The organism is Micromonospora sp. CPCC 206060 (assembly GCF_036906895.1).
GTDB lineage: Bacteria > Actinomycetota > Actinomycetes > Mycobacteriales > Micromonosporaceae > Micromonospora.
Window position 1 is genome coordinate 19433 of the sequence record NZ_JBAKHU010000011.1, and the last position, 21838, is coordinate 41270.

Sequence of the window (21838 nt, forward strand, 5' to 3'; positions counted from 1 at the left end):
CCGCCGGCCGTACGTGAGTGTTTCTCATGATTGCTCGGGTGGTGATGCGGCTAACGCCCCCCGCGCCTGTCCTGCCGGTCCCGTTCCCGGCAGGATCGCCCTCATGCACCGGCCGCCCGCGCAACCGACGATCGATCTCGGTCACCACGGTGACGCCGAGGTCGGCGACGGCCTGGTCGACCTCGCGGTGAACGTCCGCCGCGAACCGATGCCACCCTGGCTCGCCGAGCCGCTGCGGGACTCGCTGACCCGGCTCGCCGACTATCCCGACCCCCGCCCGGCCCGCGCCGCAGTCGCCGCCCGGCATCACCGCCCACCGGCCGAGGTGCTGCTCACCGCCGGGGCGGCCGAAGGGTTCGTGCTGCTCGCCCGGGCACTGCACGGGGCCCGCCGGCCGGTCGTGGTGCACCCGCAGTTCACCGAGCCGGAGGCCGCCCTGCACGCCGCCGGACACCGGGTGGAGCGGGTGCTGCTCGACCCGGCGGACGGCTTCCGGCTGCACCCGGACCGGGTACCCGCCGACGCCGACCTGGTCGTCGTCGGCAACCCCACCAACCCCACCTCGGTCCTGCACCCAGCGGAGACCGTCGCCGCGCTGGCCCGCCCCGGCCGGGTACTCGTCGTCGACGAGGCCTTCGCCGACACCACGATCAGCTCCGCCGGGGTCGCCGAACCGGAAACCCTCGCCCACCGGCGGGACCTGCCCGGACTCGTGGTGGTCCGCAGCCTCACCAAGACCTGGGGTCTCGCCGGGCTGCGGATCGGCTACCTGCTCGGTCCGGCCGGGCTGCTCGCCCGGCTGGCCGCCGTACAGCCGCTCTGGGCCGTCTCCACCCCGGCGCTCGTCGCCGCCACCGCCTGCGCGACCCCGACGGCGGTCGCGGCCGAGCGCGGGATCGCCGCCCGGCTCGCCGCAGACCGTGCCCACCTTGTCGACCGGCTGGCCGACCTGCCCCGGGTCCGCATCGGCGCCCCACCGGCCAGCGCGTTCGTGCTGCTGGAGACACCCGGCGCGGACCGGGTGCGAATCGCCCTGCGGGAGCGCGGCTGGGCGGTCCGGCGCGGCGACACCTTCCCAGGACTCGGACCGGACTGGGTCCGGGTGGCGGTACGCGACCCGGCCACCACGGACAATTTCGTCAGCGTGCTGGCCGAGACCATGGAGGCGTGATGCTGCTCGAGAACACGATCGCGGCGATCGGACCGCTGGACACCCCGGCGCTGGTCGCGGCCCGTGAGCGGCACGCCCGGTTGACCAAACCGGCCGGCTCCCTCGCGCTGCGCCACCTCGGCCTGGACGCGCTGATCGACCTCGGCCTGCGGCTCGGCGAGGGTACCGGCGCCCTGCTCGCCCTCCCCGTGGTCAGTGGCGCCGTCCGGGTGCGGCACGAGGTGGCGACCTTCGACTCAACGGGGGTGGCGGAGAAGTGACCGGACAGCCGGAATCCCCGGAGCGGCCCGGGGCACCCACGGTGAACCTCTACCCGCTCGGCCTGCGGCTCGCCGGCCGGCGGGTCCTGGTGGTCGGCGGGGGAGCGGTGGCCAGTCGGCGGGTACCCGCCCTGCTCGACGCGGGCGCGAACGTCCTGCTGGTCTCCCCCGAACTCACCCCCGCCCTCCAGGCGCACGTCGACGCCGGCCGGCTGCACTGGGTGCCGCGCCGGTTCCAGCCGGACGACCTCGACGGGGCGTGGCTGGTCCAGGTGGCGGTCAACGACCCGCTCGCCGCAGCGGCGGTCAGCGCCGCCGCCCAGGAACGCCGGATCTTCTGCGTCCGGGCCGACGACCGACGGGCGGCCACCGCCTGGACCCCGGCGGTGACCCGGCACGGCCCGGTCACCGTCGCCGTGCTCGGCGGCGGCGACCCCCGCCGCGCAGTCGCCGTCCGCGACGCCATCCGCACCCTCCTTGATGCAAGGAAGGGCCCCCTGTTAACGCATTCGGTAGAGGAAGGGCCCCCGCTTAACACCCCGGCTGGGCGGGTGGCGTTGGTCGGTGCCGGCCCGGGCGACCCCGAGCTGATCACCGTGAAGGGGTGGCGGCTGCTCACCGAGGCGGACGTGGTGGTCGCCGACCGGCTCGTGCCGGGGCTGCTCCTGGACGAGCTGCGGCCCGACGTCGAGCTGGTCGACGCCTCCAAGATCCCCTACGGCCCGTCCCGGGCGCAGGAGGAGATCAACCGGATCCTGGTCGACCGGGCCCGGGCCGGATCCTTCGTGGTCCGGCTCAAGGGCGGTGACCCGTACGTCTTCGGTCGGGGCGGTGAGGAGCTGCTGGCCTGCGCGGAGGCCGGCATCCCGGTGACCGTGGTGCCCGGGGTGACCAGTTCGATCGCGGCTCCGGCGGTGGCCGGTATCCCGGTCACCCACCGGGGGGTGGCGCACGAGTTCACCGTGGTCTCCGGCCATGTCGCCCCGGACCACCCGGCGTCGCTGGTCAACTGGCCGGCCCTGGCCGGCCTGCGCGGCACGCTGGTGGTGCTGATGGGCCTGAAGAACCTGGCCGCCATCGTGGGCACGCTGATCGCGCACGGCCGCCCGGCGGACACCCCCGCCGCCGTCGTGCAGGAGGGTACGACCGGCAGCCAGCGGATCCTGCGTGCCACGCTCGGCCGGGTGGCCGAGGAGACCGTGGCGGCCGGTCTGCGTCCACCGGCCGTGGTGGTGGTCGGCGACGTGGTGAACGCCCTCGTCGACTGACGGCAACCTCGGGGGATGTCGTCGCCTGCCCACCGGCCGGGCCGCAGCATCTCCCGACGTTGCGGTGCTGGCTGAACCAGCCGACACGGATGCCGGGGACACGGGTAGATATCGAAACATCTTTACATAGCGATGAAGCTGCGCGAAGCTTGTCGCCACTCGGTGGTGACACCTGTCGCCGACCGGCGTGGGACGCCCGTCGCCGGGCGGCGGGGACGCGGAGGTGCGGCGATGCGCGATGGGGTGCGACTCGGGCGGGTCCTGGCGGGTTCGGCGCTGGTCCTGCTCGTCGGCCTGGGGCTGACACCCCCGACGGCCGGTAGCGCGGCACGGTCCCCGGCTGCCGGCAGTGCCGCACGGGCCGCTGCTCTGCAGGGCGACGGCAGTGCCGCACAAGCCGCTGGTGCGCAGGGCGACGGCAGTGCCGCACAAGCCGCTGGTCCGCAGGGCGACGGCAGTGCCGCACGGGCCGCTGGTCCGCAGGGCGCTGGTCCGCAGGGCGACGGCAGTGCGGCGCAGCCTGCCGGCGGGCACACGGCCGGGGTCGCCGCCGCCGGATGCCCGGTCGGTGACCTGCCCAAACGGCAGCTCCGGGGTACCTGGATCGCCTCGGTCAGCAACATCAACTGGCCGTCCCGCACCGGGCTGACCGTCGCCGCCCAACAGGCCGAGCTGCGCAGCCTGCTGGACCAGGCGAAGGCGCTACGGCTCAACGCGGTCTTCCTCCAGATCCGCCCGGCCGCCGACGCCTTCTGGCCCTCGCCGTACGAGCCGTGGTCGCAGTACCTGACCGGTACCCAGGGCGGCAGTCCGGGTTACGACCCGCTCGCCTTCGCCGTCGCCGAGGCGCACGCCCGTAACCTGGAACTGCACGGCTGGTTCAACCCGTACCGGGTGAGCACCCAGCCGGACGTGACGAAGCTGTCCGCCGGGCATCCGGCCCGGACCAACCCGACCTGGATCGAGCGGTACGACGGCAAGCTGTTCTACAACCCCGGGGTACCGGCGGCCCGGCAGCACACCGTCAACGCGATCATGGACGCGGTCGGCCGGTACGACCTGGACGGCGTGCACTTCGACGACTACTTCTACCCGTACCCGGTCAGCGGACAGGTCTTCGACGACGCTGCCGAGTACGCCGCATACGGCGCTGGACGCTCGCTGGCCGACTGGCGCCGGGCCAACGTCGACACCCTCGTGCAGGAGGTGGCCGCCCGGATCCGGCAGGTCAAGCCGCACGTCCGGTTCGGTATCTCGCCGTTCGGCATCTGGCGCAACGCCTCGACCGACCCGCTCGGCTCGGCGACCTCCGGACTCCAGTCCTACGACGCCATCTACGCGGACAGCCGAAGCTGGGTGAAACAGGGCTGGGTGGACTACCTCGCCCCGCAGCTCTACTGGACCATCGGCTTCACCGCCGCCCCGTACGAGGTGCTGGTGCCCTGGTGGTCGGATGTGGTTGCCGGCACCGACGTGCAGCTCTACGTCGGCCAGGCCACGTACCGGATCACCACCTGGGGCGACCCGGAGGAGATGCCCGGGCACCTGGTGCTCAACCGGGACCACCGGGTCTCCGGGGACATCCATTACTCGATCAAGGAACTGCTGGCCAACCCGCTGGGCTTCGCCGACCGGCTGCGTACCGACTTCTACCGGAACCCGGCGCTGGTCCCGGTCAACGCCCGGCTCGGCGGCACCGCCCCGTACGCCCCGACCGGGCTGACCGCCCGGCGGACCGCGACCGGGGTCGAGCTGAGCTGGACGGCCGCCCCGGGTGGCACCGCCGCCACCTACTTCGCCGTCTACCGGGCCGACGGCGCCGGCTGCGGCATCGAGGCCGGGCGGAACCTGATCGCGGTACCCCGGGCGGCCGGTACCGGCACCCAGCGGTTCACCGACCCGGCCCCGCCGCCGGTCGGCGAGGTGACCTACCTGGTCACGGCGGTGTCCCGGCTGCACCACGAGAGCACCCCGGTCAGCGTCACCGCACCGAACTGAGCGCGCACCGCTGGACCCGGGGGGAAAACACGGAACGGCGGTTGTGCCCGGGGGGAGACGGAACGGCCGGGTGACCCGATCGGGTCACCCGGCCGTTTCCGGTCGTCGTACGGCTACTTGACCATTTCGTCCAGAAGCAGCGCGCAGCGGATCAGACCCAGGTGGCTGTACGCCTGCGGGTGGTTGCCCAGCCCGCGCTCGGCCAGCGGGTCGTACTGCTCGGGCAGCAGACCGGTCGGGCCGGCGGTGTCGATCATCTGGCGGAACAGCTCCTCGGCGTCGGCCCGCCGACCGGTGCGCAGGTACGCCTCGATCAGCCACGCGGTGCAGATGTGGAAGCCACCCTCGCGGCCGGGCAGGCCGTCGTCCCAGTGGTACCGGTAGACGACCGGACCGCTGCGCAGATCCGCCTCGATCTTGAGGACCGTGGAGAGGAAGCGCGGGTCGTCGTTGGGCAGCAGCCCGGACAGCCCGATCCACAGCGACGAGGCGTCCATCTCCTCGTCCCCGTAGGCCACGCTGTACGCCCGGGCACCCTCGTGCCAGCCGTGCTCCAGCACGTTGGCGCCGATCCGGTCGCGCAGTTCCACCCACTCCGGGCGGTCCTCGTTGCCGTGCCGGCGTACCACGTGCAGCGCCCGGTCCACGGTCATCCAGCACATCACCTTGGAGAAGACGTGGTGCCGGGGAGGCAGGCGGGCCTCCCAGAGCCCGTGGTCCGGCTCGTGCCAGCGGCGACGGACCGCCTCGACCATCGACTCCAGCACCCGCCACTCGGTCTCGCGTACCGAGCCGCGCAGGTCGGCCACGGCGGCGAGCAGGTCGGCGATCGGGCCGAACACGTCGAGCTGGAGCTGGTGGTTGGCCAGGTTGCCGACCCGGACCGGCCGGGAGCCGGCGTACCCGGGCAGGGTGTCGATGACCGCCTCGGCACCCAGTTCGTACCCGTCGACGGTGTAGAGCGGGTGCAGCCGCTCGGGGTGCCCGCCGGTGCGTTCGATGCAGCCGTCCACCCAGCGCAGCAGCCCCTCGGCCTCGGTAATCGAGCCGAGGTCGACCAGCACCCGGGCGGTCATCGCCGCGTCCCGCAGCCAGCAGTACCGGTAGTCCCAGTTGCGGACCCCACCCAACTCCTCGGGAAGCGAGGTGGTGGCGGCGGCCAGGATCGAACCGGTGGCCTCGTGGCAGAGCCCGCGCAGGGTCAGGGCGCTCCGGGCGACCAGGTCCCGCTCGGTGTTGGGCAGCCGCAGACTGGCCACCCACTCCTTCCAGGGCTGCTCGGCGACGGCCTGCCGCTCGTGCGCCGTCACCTGGTGGTGTTCCAGGCTGTGCGTACCGAAGCGCAGCTCACAGGTGATCGAGCCACCGGCGGCGGTGAGGTCCACGACCGCCTTGGCGGTCTCGTACCCGCCGTCGTTGGTGACCTGCCACTCCACGCCCGGGGAGTAGAGCGCGACCGGCTCGTTGGAGCCGAGCACCAGCAGCCCGTCGCCGAGCGGCTGGAGCTGGACGGCGACCTGGCCGAACTCGGGCCGGGGGGCGAACTCCAGGCGGACCCGGCCGCTGCCGCTGAGTACCCGGATGAGCGTGGAGTCGCCGGAGATGATGCTCGACCCGGTGGGTACGTTGTCGCTGGACGGGCGGTCGAGCCAGTCGGTGACGGTGAGCCCGGACCAGCGGGTCTCCACCGTCATGGTGCCCGGCCGGTAGCGCTGGCCGAGCGGGATGCCGCCGCGCTCCGGCAGCACGCTGAAGTGCCCGGCCGGGCTGCCGCCGACCAGGTCGGCGAAGATCGCCGCCGAGTCCGGCTTGGGGTGGCAGAGCCAGGTGACCTTGGCCTCGGGGGTGAGCAGGGCGATCGTCCGGCCGTTGGCCAGCATCGAGTGCCGCTCGATCGGGACGGCCCGCTCGCCGAAGAGCCAGTGCCGCCGGGTCTCCAGCAGCAGAGCGAGGGCGCGGGCCGCCTCGATCGGCTCGGCGACCCGGTAGTGCGCCTTGGTCTCGCCAGGGCCGATCTTGATGCCCATGTCCGGCCCGTGCAGGTTGCCGAAGGCGTTCTCGTCGGTGACGTCGTCGCCGATGAAGAGCACCGCGCTCGCGGAGAGCTGGGTACGGAGCTGGTCGACCGCGGTCCCCTTGTGGGTGGCGATCACCGACAGCTCGATGACCTCCTTGCCCTGGGTGACGGTGACGTCCTCCCAGCGGGCCGGCCCGGACCGGACCGCCGCCACCGCGGAGGCGGCCACCTCCGGGGGCAGCCCCCGGGTGTGTACCGCGACGCTGGCCGGCTTGCGCTCCAGGCGTACCCCGGGGTGGTCGGCGGCGATCTGACGCAGCGCGTCGCGCAGCCGGGTGCGGACCGCGACCAGTTCGGGGGAGAGCCGCTCGACGAAGCCGATGTCGAACTCGGAGCCGTGGCTGCCGACCAGGTGCACCTCGCTGGGCAGCCGGGAGAGCGCGGCCAGGTCGCGCAGCGCGCGGCCGGAGACGACCGCGACGGTGGTCTGCGGCAGGGCGGCCAGGGCGCGTACGGCGGCGACCGACTCGGGCAGTGGCACGGCCTTGCTCGGGTCCTCGACGAGCGGGGCGAGCGTGCCGTCGTAGTCGCAGGCGATCAGAAGTTGCGGCACCCGGGCGATCCGGCCGAGCGCGGCCTTCAGTTCCGGGTCGAGGGTGCCGGCGGCGGTCAGAATGTCGGTGGCCGGGGTGTTCACGAAGCCTCCGGTTCGGGCTCGGTGTCGTTGTCTGGCACGCCCAGTTCGGTGAGGAAGGACTTGGCCCAATGGCCGACGTCGTGGCTCCGCAGGTGACGTTGCATCAACCGCATGCGACGGCGTGCCTCCGGGTATTCCACATGCACGGCACGCAACAGTGCGTCCTTGACCCCGTCAGGGTCGTGCGGGTTGCATAGAAACGCTTGGCGCAGCTCCGTTGCAGCACCGGCAAACTCACTGAGCACGAGCGCGCCGCCACTGTCAGCGCGCGATGCAACATACTCCTTGGCTACCAAATTCATTCCATCTCGCAGCGGGGTCACCATCATCACGTCGGCGGCACAGTATAGTGCCGCCAGCTCACTGCGACTGTACGACTGATGGAGATAGTGGACGGCCGGCACGCCGACCTTGCCGAATTCCCCATTAATCCGGCCAACTTCACGCTCAACCTTGACCCGAAGTGCCTGGTAGTGCTCGACCCGTTCCCGGCTCGGCGTGGCCACCTGCACCATGACCGCCTCGGGAACCGCCAACTTTCCGTCAGAGAGCAACTCGCGGAACGCCTTGAGCCGCAACTCGATGCCCTTGGTGTAGTCGAGCCGGTCCACGCCCAGGATGATCGTCTTCGGGTCGCCCAGCTCCGCCCGGATCTGCTTGGCCCGGGCCTGCACCGCCGGGTCGGCGGCCATCCGCTCCATCTCCCGCACGTCGATCGAGATCGGGAACGCGCCGGCCTTCACCTTGCGCCCGTCGACCTGGATCATCTGTCCCTCGTACCGCAGGCCGAGCAGGTGCCGGGCCAACCGGACGAAGTTCTGCGCGGCCAGTCGCTGCTGGAAGCCGACCAGGTCGGCGCCGAGCAGGCCGCGCAGCACCTCGGCGCGCAGCGGCATCTGCATGAACAGCTCGATCGGCGGGAACGGGATGTGCAGGAAGAAACCGATCCGCAGGTCCGGCCGCAGCTCCCGGAGCATCGCCGGGACGAGTTGGAGCTGGTAGTCCTGCACCCAGACCGTCGCCCCCTCGGCGGCGACATCCGCCGCGGCCTCCGCGAAGCGGGCGTTCACCAGCCGGTACGCCTCGCGCCAGCGGCGCTTGTAGACCGGTGTCTCCACCGCGTCGTGGTAGAGCGGCCAGATCGTGGCGTTCGACTGTCCCTCGTAGTAGCGCTCCAACTCGTCGGCACTCAACGGCACCGGATGCAGCCGGATGCCCTCCAGATCGAACGGGTCGGGCGCCGCGCCCGTGCCGCCGGCCCACCCCACCCAGGTCCCCCGGTGCTCGGCGAGCACCGGATGCAGGGCGGTCACCAGCCCGCCGGGGCTGCGTCGCCACTGCCGCCCCTCGGGGGTGTTCACCTCATCCACCGGCAGGCGATTCGCTACGACGACAAACGAGCTTCGGACCGTCACGATCGCACACCTCCGGTGATTACGGGTTCACCGCACGAGCGTACTGAGCGTAGCTGCGGTGTCTGCGCCCCCGTGCCCTGTTCAGAGCGTCCGGCAATGGGACTGGCGGGGCTGCGGCGCGCCCTGGCGCGTCGGCTGGCGGCGTTGTGGTCGTCCGCCATGCGACACCGCGGCATGGCCTCCTCCTCCGCCTTGCCACCCTCGGCCAGAACCCGCCTCGCCGTCACCACCCTATTGCCGGTCGCTCTTATCTGCCCTGTCCGACAGGACGATAAAACCCGTCGTGATCCTGCCGACAGTGGGTCGCCGGGCGTCCCGCCCGGTGGTCGTTGCCCGATCCGCCCCCTGGTAGCGCGGTCGCCGACGGGTCGACGCCGTCCCGCCCGCTGGTCCGGGTCGTCCGCCGGCTGGTCCCGGTTGTCCCGTCCCCTGGTCCGGCCCGTCCCGCCGGCTGGTCGCCACACCCGGGGTGATGTGGGCGCACCGGGCGCCACCTGTCAGGATTGACGATGGCATTCGTGGCACGACTCTCGCCGCCGACCGGGGACGGACCCCGCCCCCGGAGGTCCCGGCGACCCACGCAGACTTACGGAGGTAGGCCGCACCGTGGCCCAGTTCATCTACGTCCTGGAAAAGGCGCGCAAGGCGCACGGCGACAAGGTCGTGCTGGACAACGTGACGCTGAACTTCCTGCCGGGCGCCAAGATCGGTGTGGTCGGTCCGAACGGCGCCGGTAAGTCCAGCCTGCTCAAGATCATGGCAGGGCTGGACCGGCCCAGCAACGGCGAGGCCCGGCTGATGCCCGGCCACACCGTCGGCCTGCTGGCCCAGGAGCCGCCGCTCAACGACAGCAAGACCGTGCTCGGCAACATCGAGGAGGCGGTGGCCGAGACCAAGGCCAAGCTGGAGCGGTTCAACTCGATCGCCGAGCAGATGGCCACCGACTACTCCGACGAGCTGATGGAGGAGATGGGCCGGCTCCAGGAGGAGCTGGACCACGCCGACGCCTGGGACATCGACTCCAAGCTCGAACTGGCCATGGACGCGCTGCGCTGCCCGCCGCCGGACGCCGACGTCACCCAGCTCTCCGGTGGCGAGCGTCGCCGGGTGGCCCTGTGCAAGCTGCTGCTGGAGGGCCCCGACCTGCTGCTGCTCGACGAGCCCACCAACCACCTGGACGCGGAGAGCGTGCAGTGGCTGGAGCAGCACCTGGCCAAGTACGCGGGCACCGTCCTGGCGATCACCCACGACCGGTACTTCCTGGACAACGTCGCCGGCTGGATCCTGGAGCTGGACCGGGGCCGGGCCATCGGGTACGAGGGCAACTACTCCACCTACCTGGAGAAGAAGGCCGCCCGACTCTCGGTCGAGGGCCGCCGTGACGCCAAGATGAAGAAGCGCCTCTCCGACGAGTTGGAGTGGGTCCGCTCCAACGCCAAGGCCCGGCAGACCAAGTCCAAGGCCCGGCTCGACCGGTACGAGGAGATGGCCACCGAGGCGGAGAAGACCCGCAAGCTCGACTTCGAGGAGATCCAGATCCCGCCGGGCCCGCGCCTGGGCAGCACGGTGATCGAGGCGCAGGCCCTCACCAAGGGCTTCGGCGACCGGATCCTGATCGACAACCTGAGCTTCTCGCTGCCCCGCAACGGCATCGTCGGCATCATCGGCCCGAACGGCGTCGGCAAGACCACGCTGTTCAAGACCATCGTCGGGCTGGAGCAGCCGACGGGCGGTGCGGTGAAGGTCGGCGACACCGTCTCGCTGTCGTACGTCGACCAGAACCGGCAGGGTCTGGCCGGCGACAAGACCGTCTGGGAGGTGGTCTCCGACGGGCTCGACCACCTGATGGTCGGCAAGGTCGAGATGCCCTCCCGGGCCTACATCGCGGCCTTCGGGTTCAAGGGGCCGGACCAGCAGAAGCCGACCAAGGTGCTCTCCGGCGGCGAGCGGAACCGGCTCAACCTGGCGCTCACCCTGAAGATCGGCGGCAACGTCATCCTGCTCGACGAGCCGACCAACGACCTGGACGTGGAGACCCTCTCCAGCCTGGAGAACGCCCTGCTGGAGTTCCCCGGCTGCGCCGTGGTCATCTCGCACGACCGGATGTTCCTGGACCGGGTCGCCACGCACATCCTGGCCTGGGAGGGCGACGACCAGGACCCGGCGAAGTGGTTCTGGTTCGAGGGCAACTTCGAGGCGTACGAGAAGAACAAGATCGACCGGCTCGGCGCGGAGGCGGCCCGACCGCACCGGGTGACCTACCGCAAGCTCACCCGTGACTGACCGGTGCTGACCGTTGTCTGACCGGTTTGTCTACCACTGCACGCTGCGCTGGTCCGACCTGGACGCGTACGGGCACATCAACAACGCCCGCTTCCTCACCCTCTACGAGGAGGCCCGGGTCGCGCTGATGTTCTCCGGTGGCCGGGCCTGGGGGGTCGGCTCGTTCGCCGACGGGGTGGTCATCCGCCGGCACGAGATCGACTACCTGCGCCCGGTCGACTACGCGCTCGGCCGGGCCAGCGCGGAGGCGGCGCCGACGGTCCGGATCGAGATGTGGATCGAGGAGATCCGGGTCTCGAACTTCACCGTCGCCTACGAGCTGTACGACGGCGACGTGCTGGCCAGTACCGCCCGGTCGGTGCTGGTCCCGTTCGACCTGGAACGCCAGCGGCCCCGGCGGTTGACCGAGGCGGAGCGGGCCTTCCTGCTGCCGTACGCGCGGGACACCGCCGGGACCGGGGTGTGACCGTGGTCGGCGCCGGGCCGGGGGCCGAGTCGGCGTCGGCCCGGTCCACGCCGGCCGGGTCCGCAGGGAGCGACCCGGTGCCGGCCGGCGCGGACGGCCACGGCATCACCGGGGTGGCCGACGCCGGTGCCTTCCTGGCCCGGTTGACCCGGCTCGACCCGACGGCGGTGGTCCGGCTCCGGTCGTCCGGCGGACGGACCGCGCTCTGGGCCCGCCTGCCCTGGGAGACGCTGGTCGTCCGGACGGTGGCCGGCCCCGGGCCCGGTGACGTCACTGTCTCCGCCGCCGGCCTGCTCGCCGAGCTGGAACGGGCCGGCGGGACGCTGCCGGAGCGGCGGGACATGCAGTGGCGGTCGCCGCTACCGCCGTCCGCCATCCGGTTGGTGGAGACCATCCCCGTCCCCGAGGTGCACCGGCTGGCCGCTGCGGCGGCCGGTACGCTCCGCGCCGCCGCCGCGCACGGTGTCGGTGGCCGGGCGGTGGGCCAGCGGATGCTGCGGGACGCTCTGCTGGACCACGTCGCGGTCGTGGTGACCGCCGACGGGCCGGACCCGGAACGGGTGGAGATCCCGCAGCGACTGGTGCAGGCGGTCGCCCGGATGGGCTTCCTCGGTCCGTCGATGGTGGACGGAACGGGCGCGGTACGGGTGTGCCGCAGCGGTCGCTGGACCGGGCTATCTGCACCCTATGGAGCTGCCTGGTGGCTCAATGTGAAGCAGTTGGCGGTTCGTCCGATTGGAGATCCACCGAACGGATGATCCCTCATGGCCCGTCTGGCTCGGTGCTGCCGTTGGGGGGATGCTTCAAGTGGACTGTCCGGGTACCGTCGTCCCTCGGATCCAACGCACTGTAGGCGGCCGGATCCGCTGGGGAGTGAGGTGCGCGAGAGATGCCGTGGTGGTCATGGCGCCCTGGTCACGTCGGTGGCAGCGAGCCGGATACGCGAAGCAGAATCTCTGAGGAGGGCACCGTCCGGGTCGGAGCGCCCGCGCCTCGGGAGCCCGAGGACGACTGCGCACCGATGGACCGGTGTGCCATGAAGGACATGCAGGAGATGCCCGCGACTGTCGCGCCGGTGACCCTGCGCCGGGTCGGCGACGCACTCGACCTGCTCGACGTGCGTTACCTCGCCGACGGTGACGGCAGCCTGCTGGCCATGTGGGAGCGGCACGCCGTGCTGTTCACTCTGGAGGGTCCGGAGGACGAGATCCTGGTGATCCGGGCCCGTCCACACGCGACCGTGCCGCCGGACTGGGCCGACCGGGCCTACCGGGTGGTCAACGAGTGGAACCACACCAGGCGGTTCTGCAAGGCGTACGTCGGCGATCCCACCGAGCGGGGTCAACTGCCCATCTACGCCGAGTTGCAGGTGCCCCTGGGCGCCGGGGCGCACGACGCCCTGCTGGTCGAGATGCTCGACTGTGGTGCCGCCGTCGCGACGACGTTCGTCGACTGGCTGCACGACGAGGGCGCGCTCCTCTGAGCGCTGCCGTACCCGGCTGACCGGAGCACAGGACCGCCGTCCCCCGGGCCCGTCCGGCCGGCCTGTCTACTGCCACCACCACGGCCCACGGGCCGCCCCGACCGCGTCGCCGTCGGGGCGTCCGGTGCGGTACCCGGATCAACCATCAGCGCCGGACATGACGGCGCTGGGCCCAGGAGGCAGGGTCGACGGCGTGGTCAGTTGGCGGTGCCCTGGCCCGCGCCCGGCTCCTCGTCCACCGTGTTGACCATGAAGTAGGCGGCGCGTTCCAGATACTCCCAGAGCGCCGTCGCGTACTGCGGTGGTAGGGCGAGGCTGTCGACCGCCCGGCGCATGTGCAGCAGCCACGCGTCGCGGGCGACGGCATCCACCCGGAACGTCGCGTGCCGCATCCGGAGCCGGGGGTGGCCCCGCTGGGCGGAGTAGGTGCCCGGGCCGCCCCAGTACTGCATCAGGAACAGCGCCAGCCGGTCGGCGGCCGGCCCCAGGTCGGCCTCCGGATACATCGGGCGCAGCAGCGGGTCGGTGGCGACGCCAACGTAGAACTCGTCGACCAGCTTACGGAAGGTCGGCTCGCCGCCGATCGCCTCGTAGAAGGTCATCTCCGGCCGTGCCGTGCCGTGCTCAGCTGAGGGATCCACCGTTCCATCCTGCCAGGCCGGGTGCCGCGTGGTTCAGCCCACCGTGTGGGGCCGTCGTGCCCCGTTCCCCGGGGCCTCGGCGGCCGTCGGGGTGCCCCGGCCCGCCGGACCAGTCGGTTCCGGGGCCGGCGTCCGGCTGCCGACCGGCTCACCCCGGGTCGCCGCAGCGGCGGCGATCGCCTCGTCGAACCGTTCCCGGCTCGGCCACTGCGCCGCGGTGACCATCATGAGCAGCACGCCCGCGATGCTCCAGCCGCCGACCACCAGCGGGATCGGGAACCGTTCGGCGAGCAGCCCGGTCACCAGTACGGCGAGACCCTGGATGACCTGCACGCCGGTGGCCATCACGCCGAAGGCCCGGGCCCGGAAGCCGTCCGGCAGGGCCCGGACGAAGAGCCCGTTGGTCACCGGCATCATGCCGGCGACGGCGAACCCGCAGACCGCGGCGAGGAGGGCCACCACCATGGGCGGCGGGTCGAGCAGGGCGGGTGTCAGGGCCAGCGGGGCGAGGACCGCGAACGGCCGGATCAACGCGATGCGCACGTCCGGGCGCACGGCCCGCGCCATCACGAGCCCGCCGAGGATGAAGCCGACCGGGTTCGCCGCCATGATCACCGCCTGGGCGATGCTCTGGTCCACGCCACCGTCGCTCCGCTCGCCCGCCCAGGCGGCGGCGAGGCCCTCCGGCACGATCGCGAAGAGCATCGAGGCGAAGACCAGGATGGCGGTGGCGCGTAGCACCGGCGTGCCGAAGACGATCCGGAAGCCGTCCCCGGTCTCCCGCAGCAGGTGGCTGCGGTACTCACGGCGCATCGCCGAGGGCCGGTTCTGCACACCGAGCCGGACGATCAGCGCGGAGAGCCCGAAGGTGGCCGTGTTGATCAGCAGGGCGAGCGTCGGGTCGTGTGCGGCGATCACCGCGCCCAGCAGGTAGCCCACCACCTGGGCGGCCTGACCCGTGCTGGTGTTCACCGACAGGCCCACCACCAGCCGGTCGCCGCTGAGGATCACCGGCATCAGTGCCGACTTGGCGGCCTGGCTCGGCGGGTTGGCCAGCGTGATGGTGAAGAGCAGGGCGAGAATGGCGGCCACCGGCATGTCCGGGATCGCCACCAGGGCGATCAGGGCCATCCGGATCAGGTCACAGGCCACCATCACCCGGCGGTACGGGTAGCGCTCCGCGACGGTCGCGAGCAGTGGCCCGCCGGCGATCCACGGCAGGTAGCTGACCGCGAAGGCCGCAGCGGAGAGGGCCACGGAGGCGGTCTCCTGATAGATCAGGACCGTGACCGCGGCCCGGGCGATGTAGTCGCCGGTCCAGGAGAGGGTGTTCGCCGCGTAGACCGCCCGGAACTCGGTCTGGGCGAACACCTCACGGAAGGTTGCCGGGCCTTCCTGGGCGTGTCGCTCGTCGGACACCGGGGCCTCCATCATCCCCGGTGCGGCGCCACTCGTGATGGTGCGGGCGGGGATCATCGTCAGATCTACGGATCAGCGAAGACATGGTCACGCTCTGGGAGGAGCTTGTCCGGGATTCTGCCTGATCGTCTGACGAGTGGCTAGGGCGGATGGGTAGATCGTCGCATCTTCGACTGAACGAACGGACGATGCCTACCCCGCCACGCGGTGCACGCCCTCTGGGTCGATAGCCCTGTCGGTATCGGATTATCGCAGTTCAGGCCGGATCCGTATGGTGCCCGGTCCGACCGTTCGGTGGCTGTCCCCGGATGTCGTACCGGGTCGGTCCGCCGGAGGCTCAGGTGGGGCCGCCCGGCCCGGTCTCACCGGGCCCGGCCGCCGGGGCGGCCGGGCGGGGGAACATCATCCGGGAAGCGGCGATCCGGGCCGCGATCCCGGTGTTCTCCAGCGCCTCGGCGAGCCGGCGGCGCAGCTCCCGACCGACCGCGAACTGCCCGTCCGCCGACGTCTTGACCACCGTCCGGATCACCGCCCCGTCCACCGTCATCTGCTCCACGCCCAGCACCTCCGGCGGCTCCACGATGTGTTCGGACAGTTCGGGATCGAGGGCGACCGATGCTGCCGCGGTCCGCAGGACGGCGCTCACCTCCTCGGTACTGACGAAACCGATCGGCAGGTCGACCACGACCATCGCCCAGCCCTGGCTCTTGTTGCCGACCCGGATGATCTCGCCGTTGCGGATGTACCACAGCACGCCCCGGGCGTCCCGGATCGTGGTGACCCGGAGGCCGACCGCCTCGACCACCCCGGTCGCCTCGCCGAGGTCCACCGTGTCGCCGACGCCGTACTGGTCCTCCAGGAGCATGAACAGCCCGGCGAGCAGGTCCTTGACCAGGCTCTGCGCACCGAACCCGAGGGCCAGGCCGGCGATACCCGCGCTGGCCAGCAGCGGGGCCAGGTCGAAGCTGAACTCCTTGAGCACCATCAGCAGGGCGATGCCGAAGACGAAGGCGGTCACCAGGCTGCGCAGCACCGAACCGATCGCCTCGGCGCGCTGCCGACGTCGCTCCGGTACGAAGGCGTTCGGATCCGGGGCGGCGGCGGTGGGGATCCGCTCGCGCAGTGGCTTGAGAATGGTCGGGACCGCCCCCTCGGCGGTGCCCCGGACCATCCGGCTGATCGCCCGGTGCAGCACGTACCGGAGCACCACCGCCAGGAGCAGGATCAGGATGATCCGCAGCGGCTTGAGCAGGATCCAGTAGCTGCCCTCGGCGAACCATGACGAGCCGGTCACCTCGAAGACGTACTTGCACCAGGTGTCGCCCAGGCAGGTGGCGCCCGGGGCCGGCGTTGCCTCGGGCGGCGGGGCGGCGGTCACGGCGAGGTCGACGACGGTCACGGGTATTTCGTACCGCACGGTCCGATGGGACCGCCAACCGGAGGTACGTCCCTCCCGATTGGCAAGATCAACGTGACCGAAACCGGTCATCATGGCACACCCGTCGGGGTGTGTGGGGAGGGACCCCCGATTAGTACGTGCAATCCGGGCACCGATCGGGGACGATTGGCGCACGGACGCCGGTGATCCCGAGTCGGCGTCGACCGCGGTCGGGCGCCGCCCGGGCCGCGGTCGACGGTGCGCACGGGGCGGGAGCAGCGGCAAGACCACGGGAAGGTGAGCGCGATGCCTGACATACGACCCACAACGGGCTCCGCTGCGTTGGTCCTCAACGCGACCTACGAGCCGCTGTGTGTCGTGTCGGTGCGTCGGGCCGCGATCCTGGTCCTCTCCGCCAAGGCAGTCTGCGTCGCCGACGGTGAAGGGGTCCTGCACAGCGCCCGGGATGCCCTGCCTGTCCCGTCGGTCGTCCGGCTGACCCGGTTCGTCCGGGTGCCCTACCGCACCCACGTGGGCCTGTCCCGGCGGGCGATCTTCGCCCGGGACGGCGGCCGGTGCGCCTACTGCCGGGGCCCGGCCGAGACCATCGACCACGTCTTCCCGCGTAGCCGGGGTGGCCGGCACGCCTGGGAGAACGTGGTGGCCGCGTGCGCCCGGTGCAACCACACCAAGGGCGACAAGACACCGGCGGAGCTGGGCTGGCGGTTGCACGCCCCGCCGGCGGCACCCCGGGGGGCCGCGTGGCGGGTGCTGGGGCACCGCACGCCGGACCCGAGATGGGCCGACTGGCTCGACCTGCGCGAGGTGCTGGAGCTGCGTGAGGGCCCGGACCCACGGGAGCTGCGGGAGAGCCGGGACCTCCGGGAGGCCGAGGCGGCCTGACCGGGGCCGCCCGGTGGGTGTCCGGAGCGGGCGCGGTGCCGCCCCCGGCGGCAGGGGCCGTCTGCCCGTCTCCCGTACCGTTGACCGGGCGGGGGGATGCGGGCCGGTCGGTCAGGGATGCCGGGCGCGGACCAGGGACGCGAAGACCACCACGTTGTCGGCGTACCCGGTGTCCCCGCCGACCCAGCGCCCACCACAGGTGATCAGGCGCAGGTTCGGGCGGCTGAAGTCGCCGAACACCTCCTGTCCCGGCAACTGTCCCTTGTCGTACTGACCCACCCGGTCGACCTCGAAGATCGCCACCGACCGGTCCGTCCGGGTCACCTCGATCCGGTCACCCGCGCGCAGGTTCCGCAGGTCGTGGAAGACCGCCGGGCCGCTTTGGTCGTCGACGTGACCAACGATCACCGACGGGCCGTACTGACCCGGCGTGGGGCTCTGGTCGTACCAGGCCGCCTCGTGGACCCGGCTGGCGTCCGGCACCCCGATGCTGCCGTCCGCCGCGATCCCCACCCCGTGCACCGGGGCGTCCAGGCGGATCTTGCGGATACTGATCGAGACCGGCGGGCTCGGATCCAGGACCGGGAACTTCTTCGGCGGCAGGCGGAACCCGGCGGTCAGCGCGCTGGGCAGCACCGGGATGCCGGTGGCCCGTTCGAAGCCGAACATGCCCAGGATCGCCACCATCAGCGCCATGACCAGGATGACCGGCAGCCCGGGGCCGGAGCCGCCGACCATCATCCGCCGGGTGGACCGGCCCCAGCCGCCCGTCGCCGGGCGGGCACCCGGCTCGGCGCTGGTCACTCCGGCGGTACCGACCTGCCCGGCCAGCCGGGCGAGGGACGCCCCGGCCCGTCGCACCGCCCGCCGGGCGGTACCCGCGGACCGGGCGTCACCCCGGGTCGAGGAGCGGGTCATCGCGGTGGCGGGTCAGGCGCCGGTCCCGGCCCGACGTCGACGGAAGCCCAGTACGCCGAATCCGGCGGCGACCGCGGCGGCGGTGAGGCCGCCGACGAGGACCAGCGAACCGCTGCCCCGGCCGGCCGTACCGCCACCACCGGTGGCCGGGCCCTTGCTGGGCTGGGTCATGTTGAGCACGGTCAGCGTGGCACTGGCCCTGTTCCCGTTGTCACAGCGCAGCTCCACCGGGTAGTCGCCGGCCTGCTTGTCGCCCGGGATGGTCACCGCCCCGGTCAGGAACCCGTTGTCCGGCCGCAGCATCACCCGGTCGAACGCCTCCGAGTGGACGTCGGCCTGCTCGGTGTTCCGGTCGTCGCAACTGGCCCGCAGGTTCACCCGGGTACCGGCCTGGGCCGTGCTCGGGGTGACCTCGATGAAGGTGTTCTGTCCGGCCCGTGCCCCGGTTGCCCCGGTCAGCACGGTTACGACGACTGCGGTGAGTACGGCCAGGATGGCCATCACCGTCCGGATGCTGCGGTCACCTGCTGCCAGAGCCCGCATGCCCCCTCCCTCCCGGCACCGTCGAGGCGGTCCTGTCTCGCCGTCCGCCCTGCTTTCCCGCTGACCGGGGACCAAACAGGGGTCAGCGGCGGCGGGGCTCGGGGGAGTCCGGCTCGACCGGCAGCGGGGTGACCGGGTGCCAGTCCAGCGGGGTGGACAGCACCATCGTGCTGGACGGCTGGCCGTACGGCGCGAGCCGGTCGATCACCCGCTCGAAGGCGTCGATCGAGCCGGCGGCCACCTTGAGCATGCTGCACGCGTCACCGGTGATCCGGTGGATCTCCAGGATCTCTGGCCAGTCCGGTACCTCCGGGTCCCGCAGGATGCAGCGCGGCCCGTAGCAGGACATCCGGATCAGCGCGACCACGGACCGGCCGGCCCGGGCCAGGTCGATGTGGGCGTGGTAACCGGTGATCACGCCGGACTCCTCCAGCCGGCGTACCCGCTCCGCCACCGCAGGTGGGGACAGGTGCACCCGGCGGGAGAGCTCGCTGAAGGAGAGCCGTGCATCGGCCTGCAGCTCCCGCAGCAGCGCCCAGTCCATCTCGTCCACGCTCAACTTTTCCTTCCCCAAGTCTCCGGCCCGAACCGCCATCGGCCCGTGAGGTCACAAGGCGACTTCGCCGTTGTTTCGGCATTCCGTTCAATGATTCACCTACGGCACCATGACGCTACCCGGCACGAGAAGGGAGACGACAGGTGAAAAGCACCGACCTGCACGCACCCGCTGGTACCGCGGTGGTGCGCCCGGTGACGGCACAGGAACGCGCCACCCGGGCGGCGGCGAACGCCGGTGAACCGACCCTGGAGTTCGACGGCCAGGTGCCCTACGACGCGTACGTCCGGGCGAGCACCCTGCACCGGTTGCAGCAGCCGCTCGGCGACGACCCGGGCGAGATGTCGTTCCTGATGGTCAGCCAGATCATGGAGCTGTACTTCAAGCTCACCTGCTTCGAGCTGCGCGGGGCGCAACCGCTCCTGCGCGCCGACCGGGTCACCGAGGCCCTCGCCCCGCTGCGCCGGGCCGGCATGCACCTCGAGGGGCTCAACGGCGCCTGGCGGAGTCTGCGCTGGATGACCCCGGCCGACTTCAACCGGTTCCGCAACCTGCTCGGCGAGGCGTCCGGCCTCCAGTCGGCGATGTACCGGCACCTGGAGATCCTGCTCGGCCTGCGCAACGAGGCCCTGATCCGGCCGTTCCGCCGGCAGGCCGACGTGTACGCCGAACTGGTCGCCGACCTGAACGCGCCGAGCCTCTGGGACGACGTGCTCGCCCTGCTCGGCCGGCAGGGGCACCCGCTCCCGGCCGAGCTGCCGCGCGCCGACCTGACCACCGAGCACACCCCGTACGCCGAGGTGGAGGCGGCCTGGGTGCAGGTCTACGCCGACCCCCGGCCGGAGAACCACCTCTGGCTGCTCGGTGAGGCGTTGACCCTGATCGCCGAGGAGTTCGGTGACTGGCGGTACCACCACGTCAAGGCGGTGCAGCGGGCCATGGGCGCCAAGGTCGGCAGCGGCGGCTCCAACGGCCTGGCCTGGTTGCAGCGCAGCATGGCCCGGGTGGTCTTCCCGGAGCTGTGGTCGGCCCGTACCAGCATGTGACCGGCCGCGCGCCCCCGCCCGTACCCGCACGTGACCGGAGAGCGAGAAACATCGCAGCCATGAACACCCCCGAAGCCGAGGCGCACCGCCTGGACGCCGCCGACCCCGGGCACCGGGACCGGTTCCACATCCCGCCCGCCGATGGTGGCCGCTATCCGGGGGCCGCCTACCTGGCCGGCAACTCCCTCGGCCTGCAACCCCGGGCCACCCGGGACGAACTCCTCGCCGACCTGGACGCCTGGCGTGCGCTGGGCGTCGAGGGGCACCTGGAGGCGGACCGGCCCTGGCTGCCGTACCACGAACTGCTCACCGGCCCGGCCGCGCGACTGGTCGGCGCCCGGCCGGAGGAGACCGTGGTGATGAACTCACTCACGGTCAACCTGCACCTGCTGATGGTCTCCTTCTACCGTCCGTCCGGTGCCCGGACCCGGATCGTCATCGAGGACACCACCTTCCCGTCGGACAGCTACGCGGTCCGCAGCCAGGCCCGGTTCCACGGCCTCGACCCGGACGACACGGTGGTCCGGCTGCGTCCCCGCCCCGGCGAGGAGAACCTGCGCACCACCGACGTGCTCGACTACCTGGCCCGGGAGGGCGACCGGGTGGCGCTGGTGCTGCTCGGCGGGGTCAACTACCTCACCGGTGAGCTGATGGACATTCCGGCGATCACCGCCGCCGGGCGGGCCGCCGGCGCGGTGGTCGGCTGGGACCTGGCGCACGCCGCCGGTAACGTGCTGCTCGCGTTGCACGACTGGGATGTCGACTTCGCCGCCTGGTGCTCCTACAAGTACCTCAACTCCGGGCCGGGCGCGCTCGGTGGTGTCTTCATCCACAGCCGGCACCTCGGCGACCGCAGCCTGCCCCGCTTCGAGGGCTGGTGGAGCACCGACCCGGCCACCCGGTTCGAGATGACCCCGGTCTGCCGGCCGCTGCCCACCGCCGACGCCTGGCAGGTCTCCAACCCGCCGATCTTCGCGATGGGGCCGGTGCGTACCTCGCTGGAACTGTTCGACGCGGTCGGCATGACCGCGCTGCGGGAGCGCAGCGTCCGGCTCACCGGGTTCCTGGAGCGGCTGCTCGACGAGGTCACCCCCGGGCGTCCGCTGACCGTGGTCACCCCGCGTGACCCGGACCGGCGCGGTTGCCAGCTCTCGGTCCGGATCGGCCGGGGCAGCGCCGGCGAGCTGACCAAACGCCTGCGGCACGAGTACGGGGTGATCGCCGACGCCCGGGAGCCGGACATCATCCGGTTCGCCCCGGTACCGCTCTATTCGACGTACCACGACTGCTGGCGGGTCGCCGACGCGCTCGCCGCGCTGGTGGAGGTGCACCGGTGAGCGCGAGGAGTGAGCCGGGGTTGCGAGCCCCGCAGTCGC

At 72.0% G+C, this 21838-nt stretch carries 18 protein-coding genes and 1 pseudogene; 11 read left to right on the top strand and 8 right to left on the bottom strand.

All coding sequences use genetic code 11. The features are described from left to right. Positions 1–103 precede the first annotated feature (103 nt). The 4 genes and pseudogenes from cobC to V6U90_RS10815 all read left to right on the top strand — a co-directional run bounded on the left by cobC (position 104) and on the right by V6U90_RS10815 (position 4697). Positions 104–1171 carry an Rv2231c family pyridoxal phosphate-dependent protein CobC gene (gene cobC / locus V6U90_RS10800; RefSeq protein WP_334434083.1) on the top strand — a complete coding sequence of 356 codons (1068 nt, stop codon included), beginning with the start codon at positions 104–106 and terminating at the stop codon, positions 1169–1171. A gap of 20 nt (positions 1172–1191) precedes the next feature. Further along, positions 1192–1431 (top strand): annotated as a pseudogene (locus V6U90_RS10805) (nicotinate-nucleotide--dimethylbenzimidazole phosphoribosyltransferase); the annotation flags it as partial. After that, a complete protein-coding gene (cobA, locus tag V6U90_RS10810) occupies positions 1428–2699 on the top strand; it encodes a uroporphyrinogen-III C-methyltransferase (protein ID WP_442933563.1) in 1272 nt (423 codons plus the stop codon). The pseudogene V6U90_RS10805 and the gene cobA, both read left to right, overlap by 4 nt. 231 nt (positions 2700–2930) lie before the next feature. Next, entirely contained in the window at positions 2931–4697 is a 1767-nt protein-coding gene (locus tag V6U90_RS10815) for a glycoside hydrolase family 10 protein (RefSeq protein ID WP_334434085.1), read from the top strand. 113 nt (positions 4698–4810) lie between these two features. Here the strand turns inward: V6U90_RS10815 and otsB are convergent, their stop codons facing one another. Both otsB and V6U90_RS10825 read right to left on the bottom strand, forming a co-directional pair. Further along, positions 4811–7411 (bottom strand): trehalose-phosphatase, encoded by a 2601-nt coding sequence (gene otsB / locus V6U90_RS10820; protein ID WP_334434086.1) that lies wholly within the window; start codon positions 7409–7411, stop codon positions 4811–4813. Then, positions 7408–8826 carry an alpha,alpha-trehalose-phosphate synthase (UDP-forming) gene (locus V6U90_RS10825; RefSeq protein ID WP_334434088.1) on the bottom strand — a complete coding sequence of 473 codons (1419 nt, stop codon included), beginning with the start codon at positions 8824–8826 and terminating at the stop codon, positions 7408–7410. Before V6U90_RS10825 ends, otsB begins: the two co-directional genes overlap by 4 nt. Before the next feature lie 606 nt (positions 8827–9432). Here V6U90_RS10825 and ettA point away from each other — a divergent pair. From ettA to V6U90_RS10845, 4 genes are all read left to right on the top strand, one after another. Beyond that, positions 9433–11109 carry an energy-dependent translational throttle protein EttA gene (gene ettA, locus V6U90_RS10830; protein ID WP_334434090.1) on the top strand — a complete coding sequence of 559 codons (1677 nt, stop codon included), beginning with the start codon at positions 9433–9435 and terminating at the stop codon, positions 11107–11109. A 13-nt stretch (positions 11110–11122) separates the two neighbouring features. Then, positions 11123–11575 (top strand): acyl-CoA thioesterase, encoded by a 453-nt coding sequence (locus V6U90_RS10835; protein ID WP_334434092.1) that lies wholly within the window; start codon positions 11123–11125, stop codon positions 11573–11575. A 77-nt stretch (positions 11576–11652) separates the two neighbouring features. Next, positions 11653–12333 carry a hypothetical protein gene (locus tag V6U90_RS10840; protein ID WP_334434224.1) on the top strand — a complete coding sequence of 227 codons (681 nt, stop codon included), beginning with the start codon at positions 11653–11655 and terminating at the stop codon, positions 12331–12333. 131 nt (positions 12334–12464) lie between these two features. Then, positions 12465–13058: a YbjN domain-containing protein gene (locus V6U90_RS10845; RefSeq protein WP_334434094.1), complete on the top strand. Its 594-nt coding sequence runs from the start codon at positions 12465–12467 to the stop codon at positions 13056–13058. A gap of 197 nt (positions 13059–13255) precedes the next feature. Here the strand turns inward: V6U90_RS10845 and V6U90_RS10850 are convergent, their stop codons facing one another. The 3 genes from V6U90_RS10850 to V6U90_RS10860 form a co-directional block, all read right to left on the bottom strand. Further along, complete coding sequence (locus V6U90_RS10850) at positions 13256–13660, bottom strand: globin (RefSeq protein WP_334434226.1); 405 nt, start codon at positions 13658–13660, stop codon at positions 13256–13258. A 72-nt stretch (positions 13661–13732) separates the two neighbouring features. After that, a complete protein-coding gene (locus V6U90_RS10855; RefSeq protein WP_334434228.1) occupies positions 13733–15130 on the bottom strand; it encodes an MFS transporter in 1398 nt (465 codons plus the stop codon). Between the two features lie 325 nt (positions 15131–15455). Then, positions 15456–16607 (bottom strand): mechanosensitive ion channel family protein, encoded by a 1152-nt coding sequence (locus V6U90_RS10860; protein WP_442933564.1) that lies wholly within the window; start codon positions 16605–16607, stop codon positions 15456–15458. 195 nt (positions 16608–16802) lie between these two features. On the opposite strand from V6U90_RS10860, the gene V6U90_RS10865 reads away from it, so the two are divergent. After that, entirely contained in the window at positions 16803–17399 is a 597-nt protein-coding gene (locus V6U90_RS10865; protein ID WP_334434096.1) for an HNH endonuclease, read from the top strand. Between the two features lie 111 nt (positions 17400–17510). Here the strand turns inward: V6U90_RS10865 and V6U90_RS10870 are convergent, their stop codons facing one another. From V6U90_RS10870 to V6U90_RS10880, 3 genes are all read right to left on the bottom strand, one after another. After that, complete coding sequence (locus tag V6U90_RS10870) at positions 17511–18317, bottom strand: class F sortase (protein WP_334434098.1); 807 nt, start codon at positions 18315–18317, stop codon at positions 17511–17513. A 12-nt stretch (positions 18318–18329) separates the two neighbouring features. Then, complete coding sequence (locus V6U90_RS10875; RefSeq protein ID WP_334434232.1) at positions 18330–18818, bottom strand: hypothetical protein; 489 nt, start codon at positions 18816–18818, stop codon at positions 18330–18332. 124 nt (positions 18819–18942) lie between these two features. Further along, positions 18943–19413 (bottom strand): Lrp/AsnC family transcriptional regulator, encoded by a 471-nt coding sequence (locus V6U90_RS10880; protein ID WP_334434100.1) that lies wholly within the window; start codon positions 19411–19413, stop codon positions 18943–18945. A 146-nt stretch (positions 19414–19559) separates the two neighbouring features. Here V6U90_RS10880 and V6U90_RS10885 point away from each other — a divergent pair, with 146 nt between their 5' ends. Next, on the top strand, positions 19560–20462 hold the full coding sequence (locus V6U90_RS10885) for a tryptophan 2,3-dioxygenase (RefSeq protein ID WP_334434102.1): 903 nt from the start codon (positions 19560–19562) through the stop codon (positions 20460–20462). Positions 20463–20521: 59 nt separating this feature from the next. Next, positions 20522–21799 carry a kynureninase gene (gene kynU / locus V6U90_RS10890; protein ID WP_334434104.1) on the top strand — a complete coding sequence of 426 codons (1278 nt, stop codon included), beginning with the start codon at positions 20522–20524 and terminating at the stop codon, positions 21797–21799. Positions 21800–21838 lie beyond the last annotated feature (39 nt).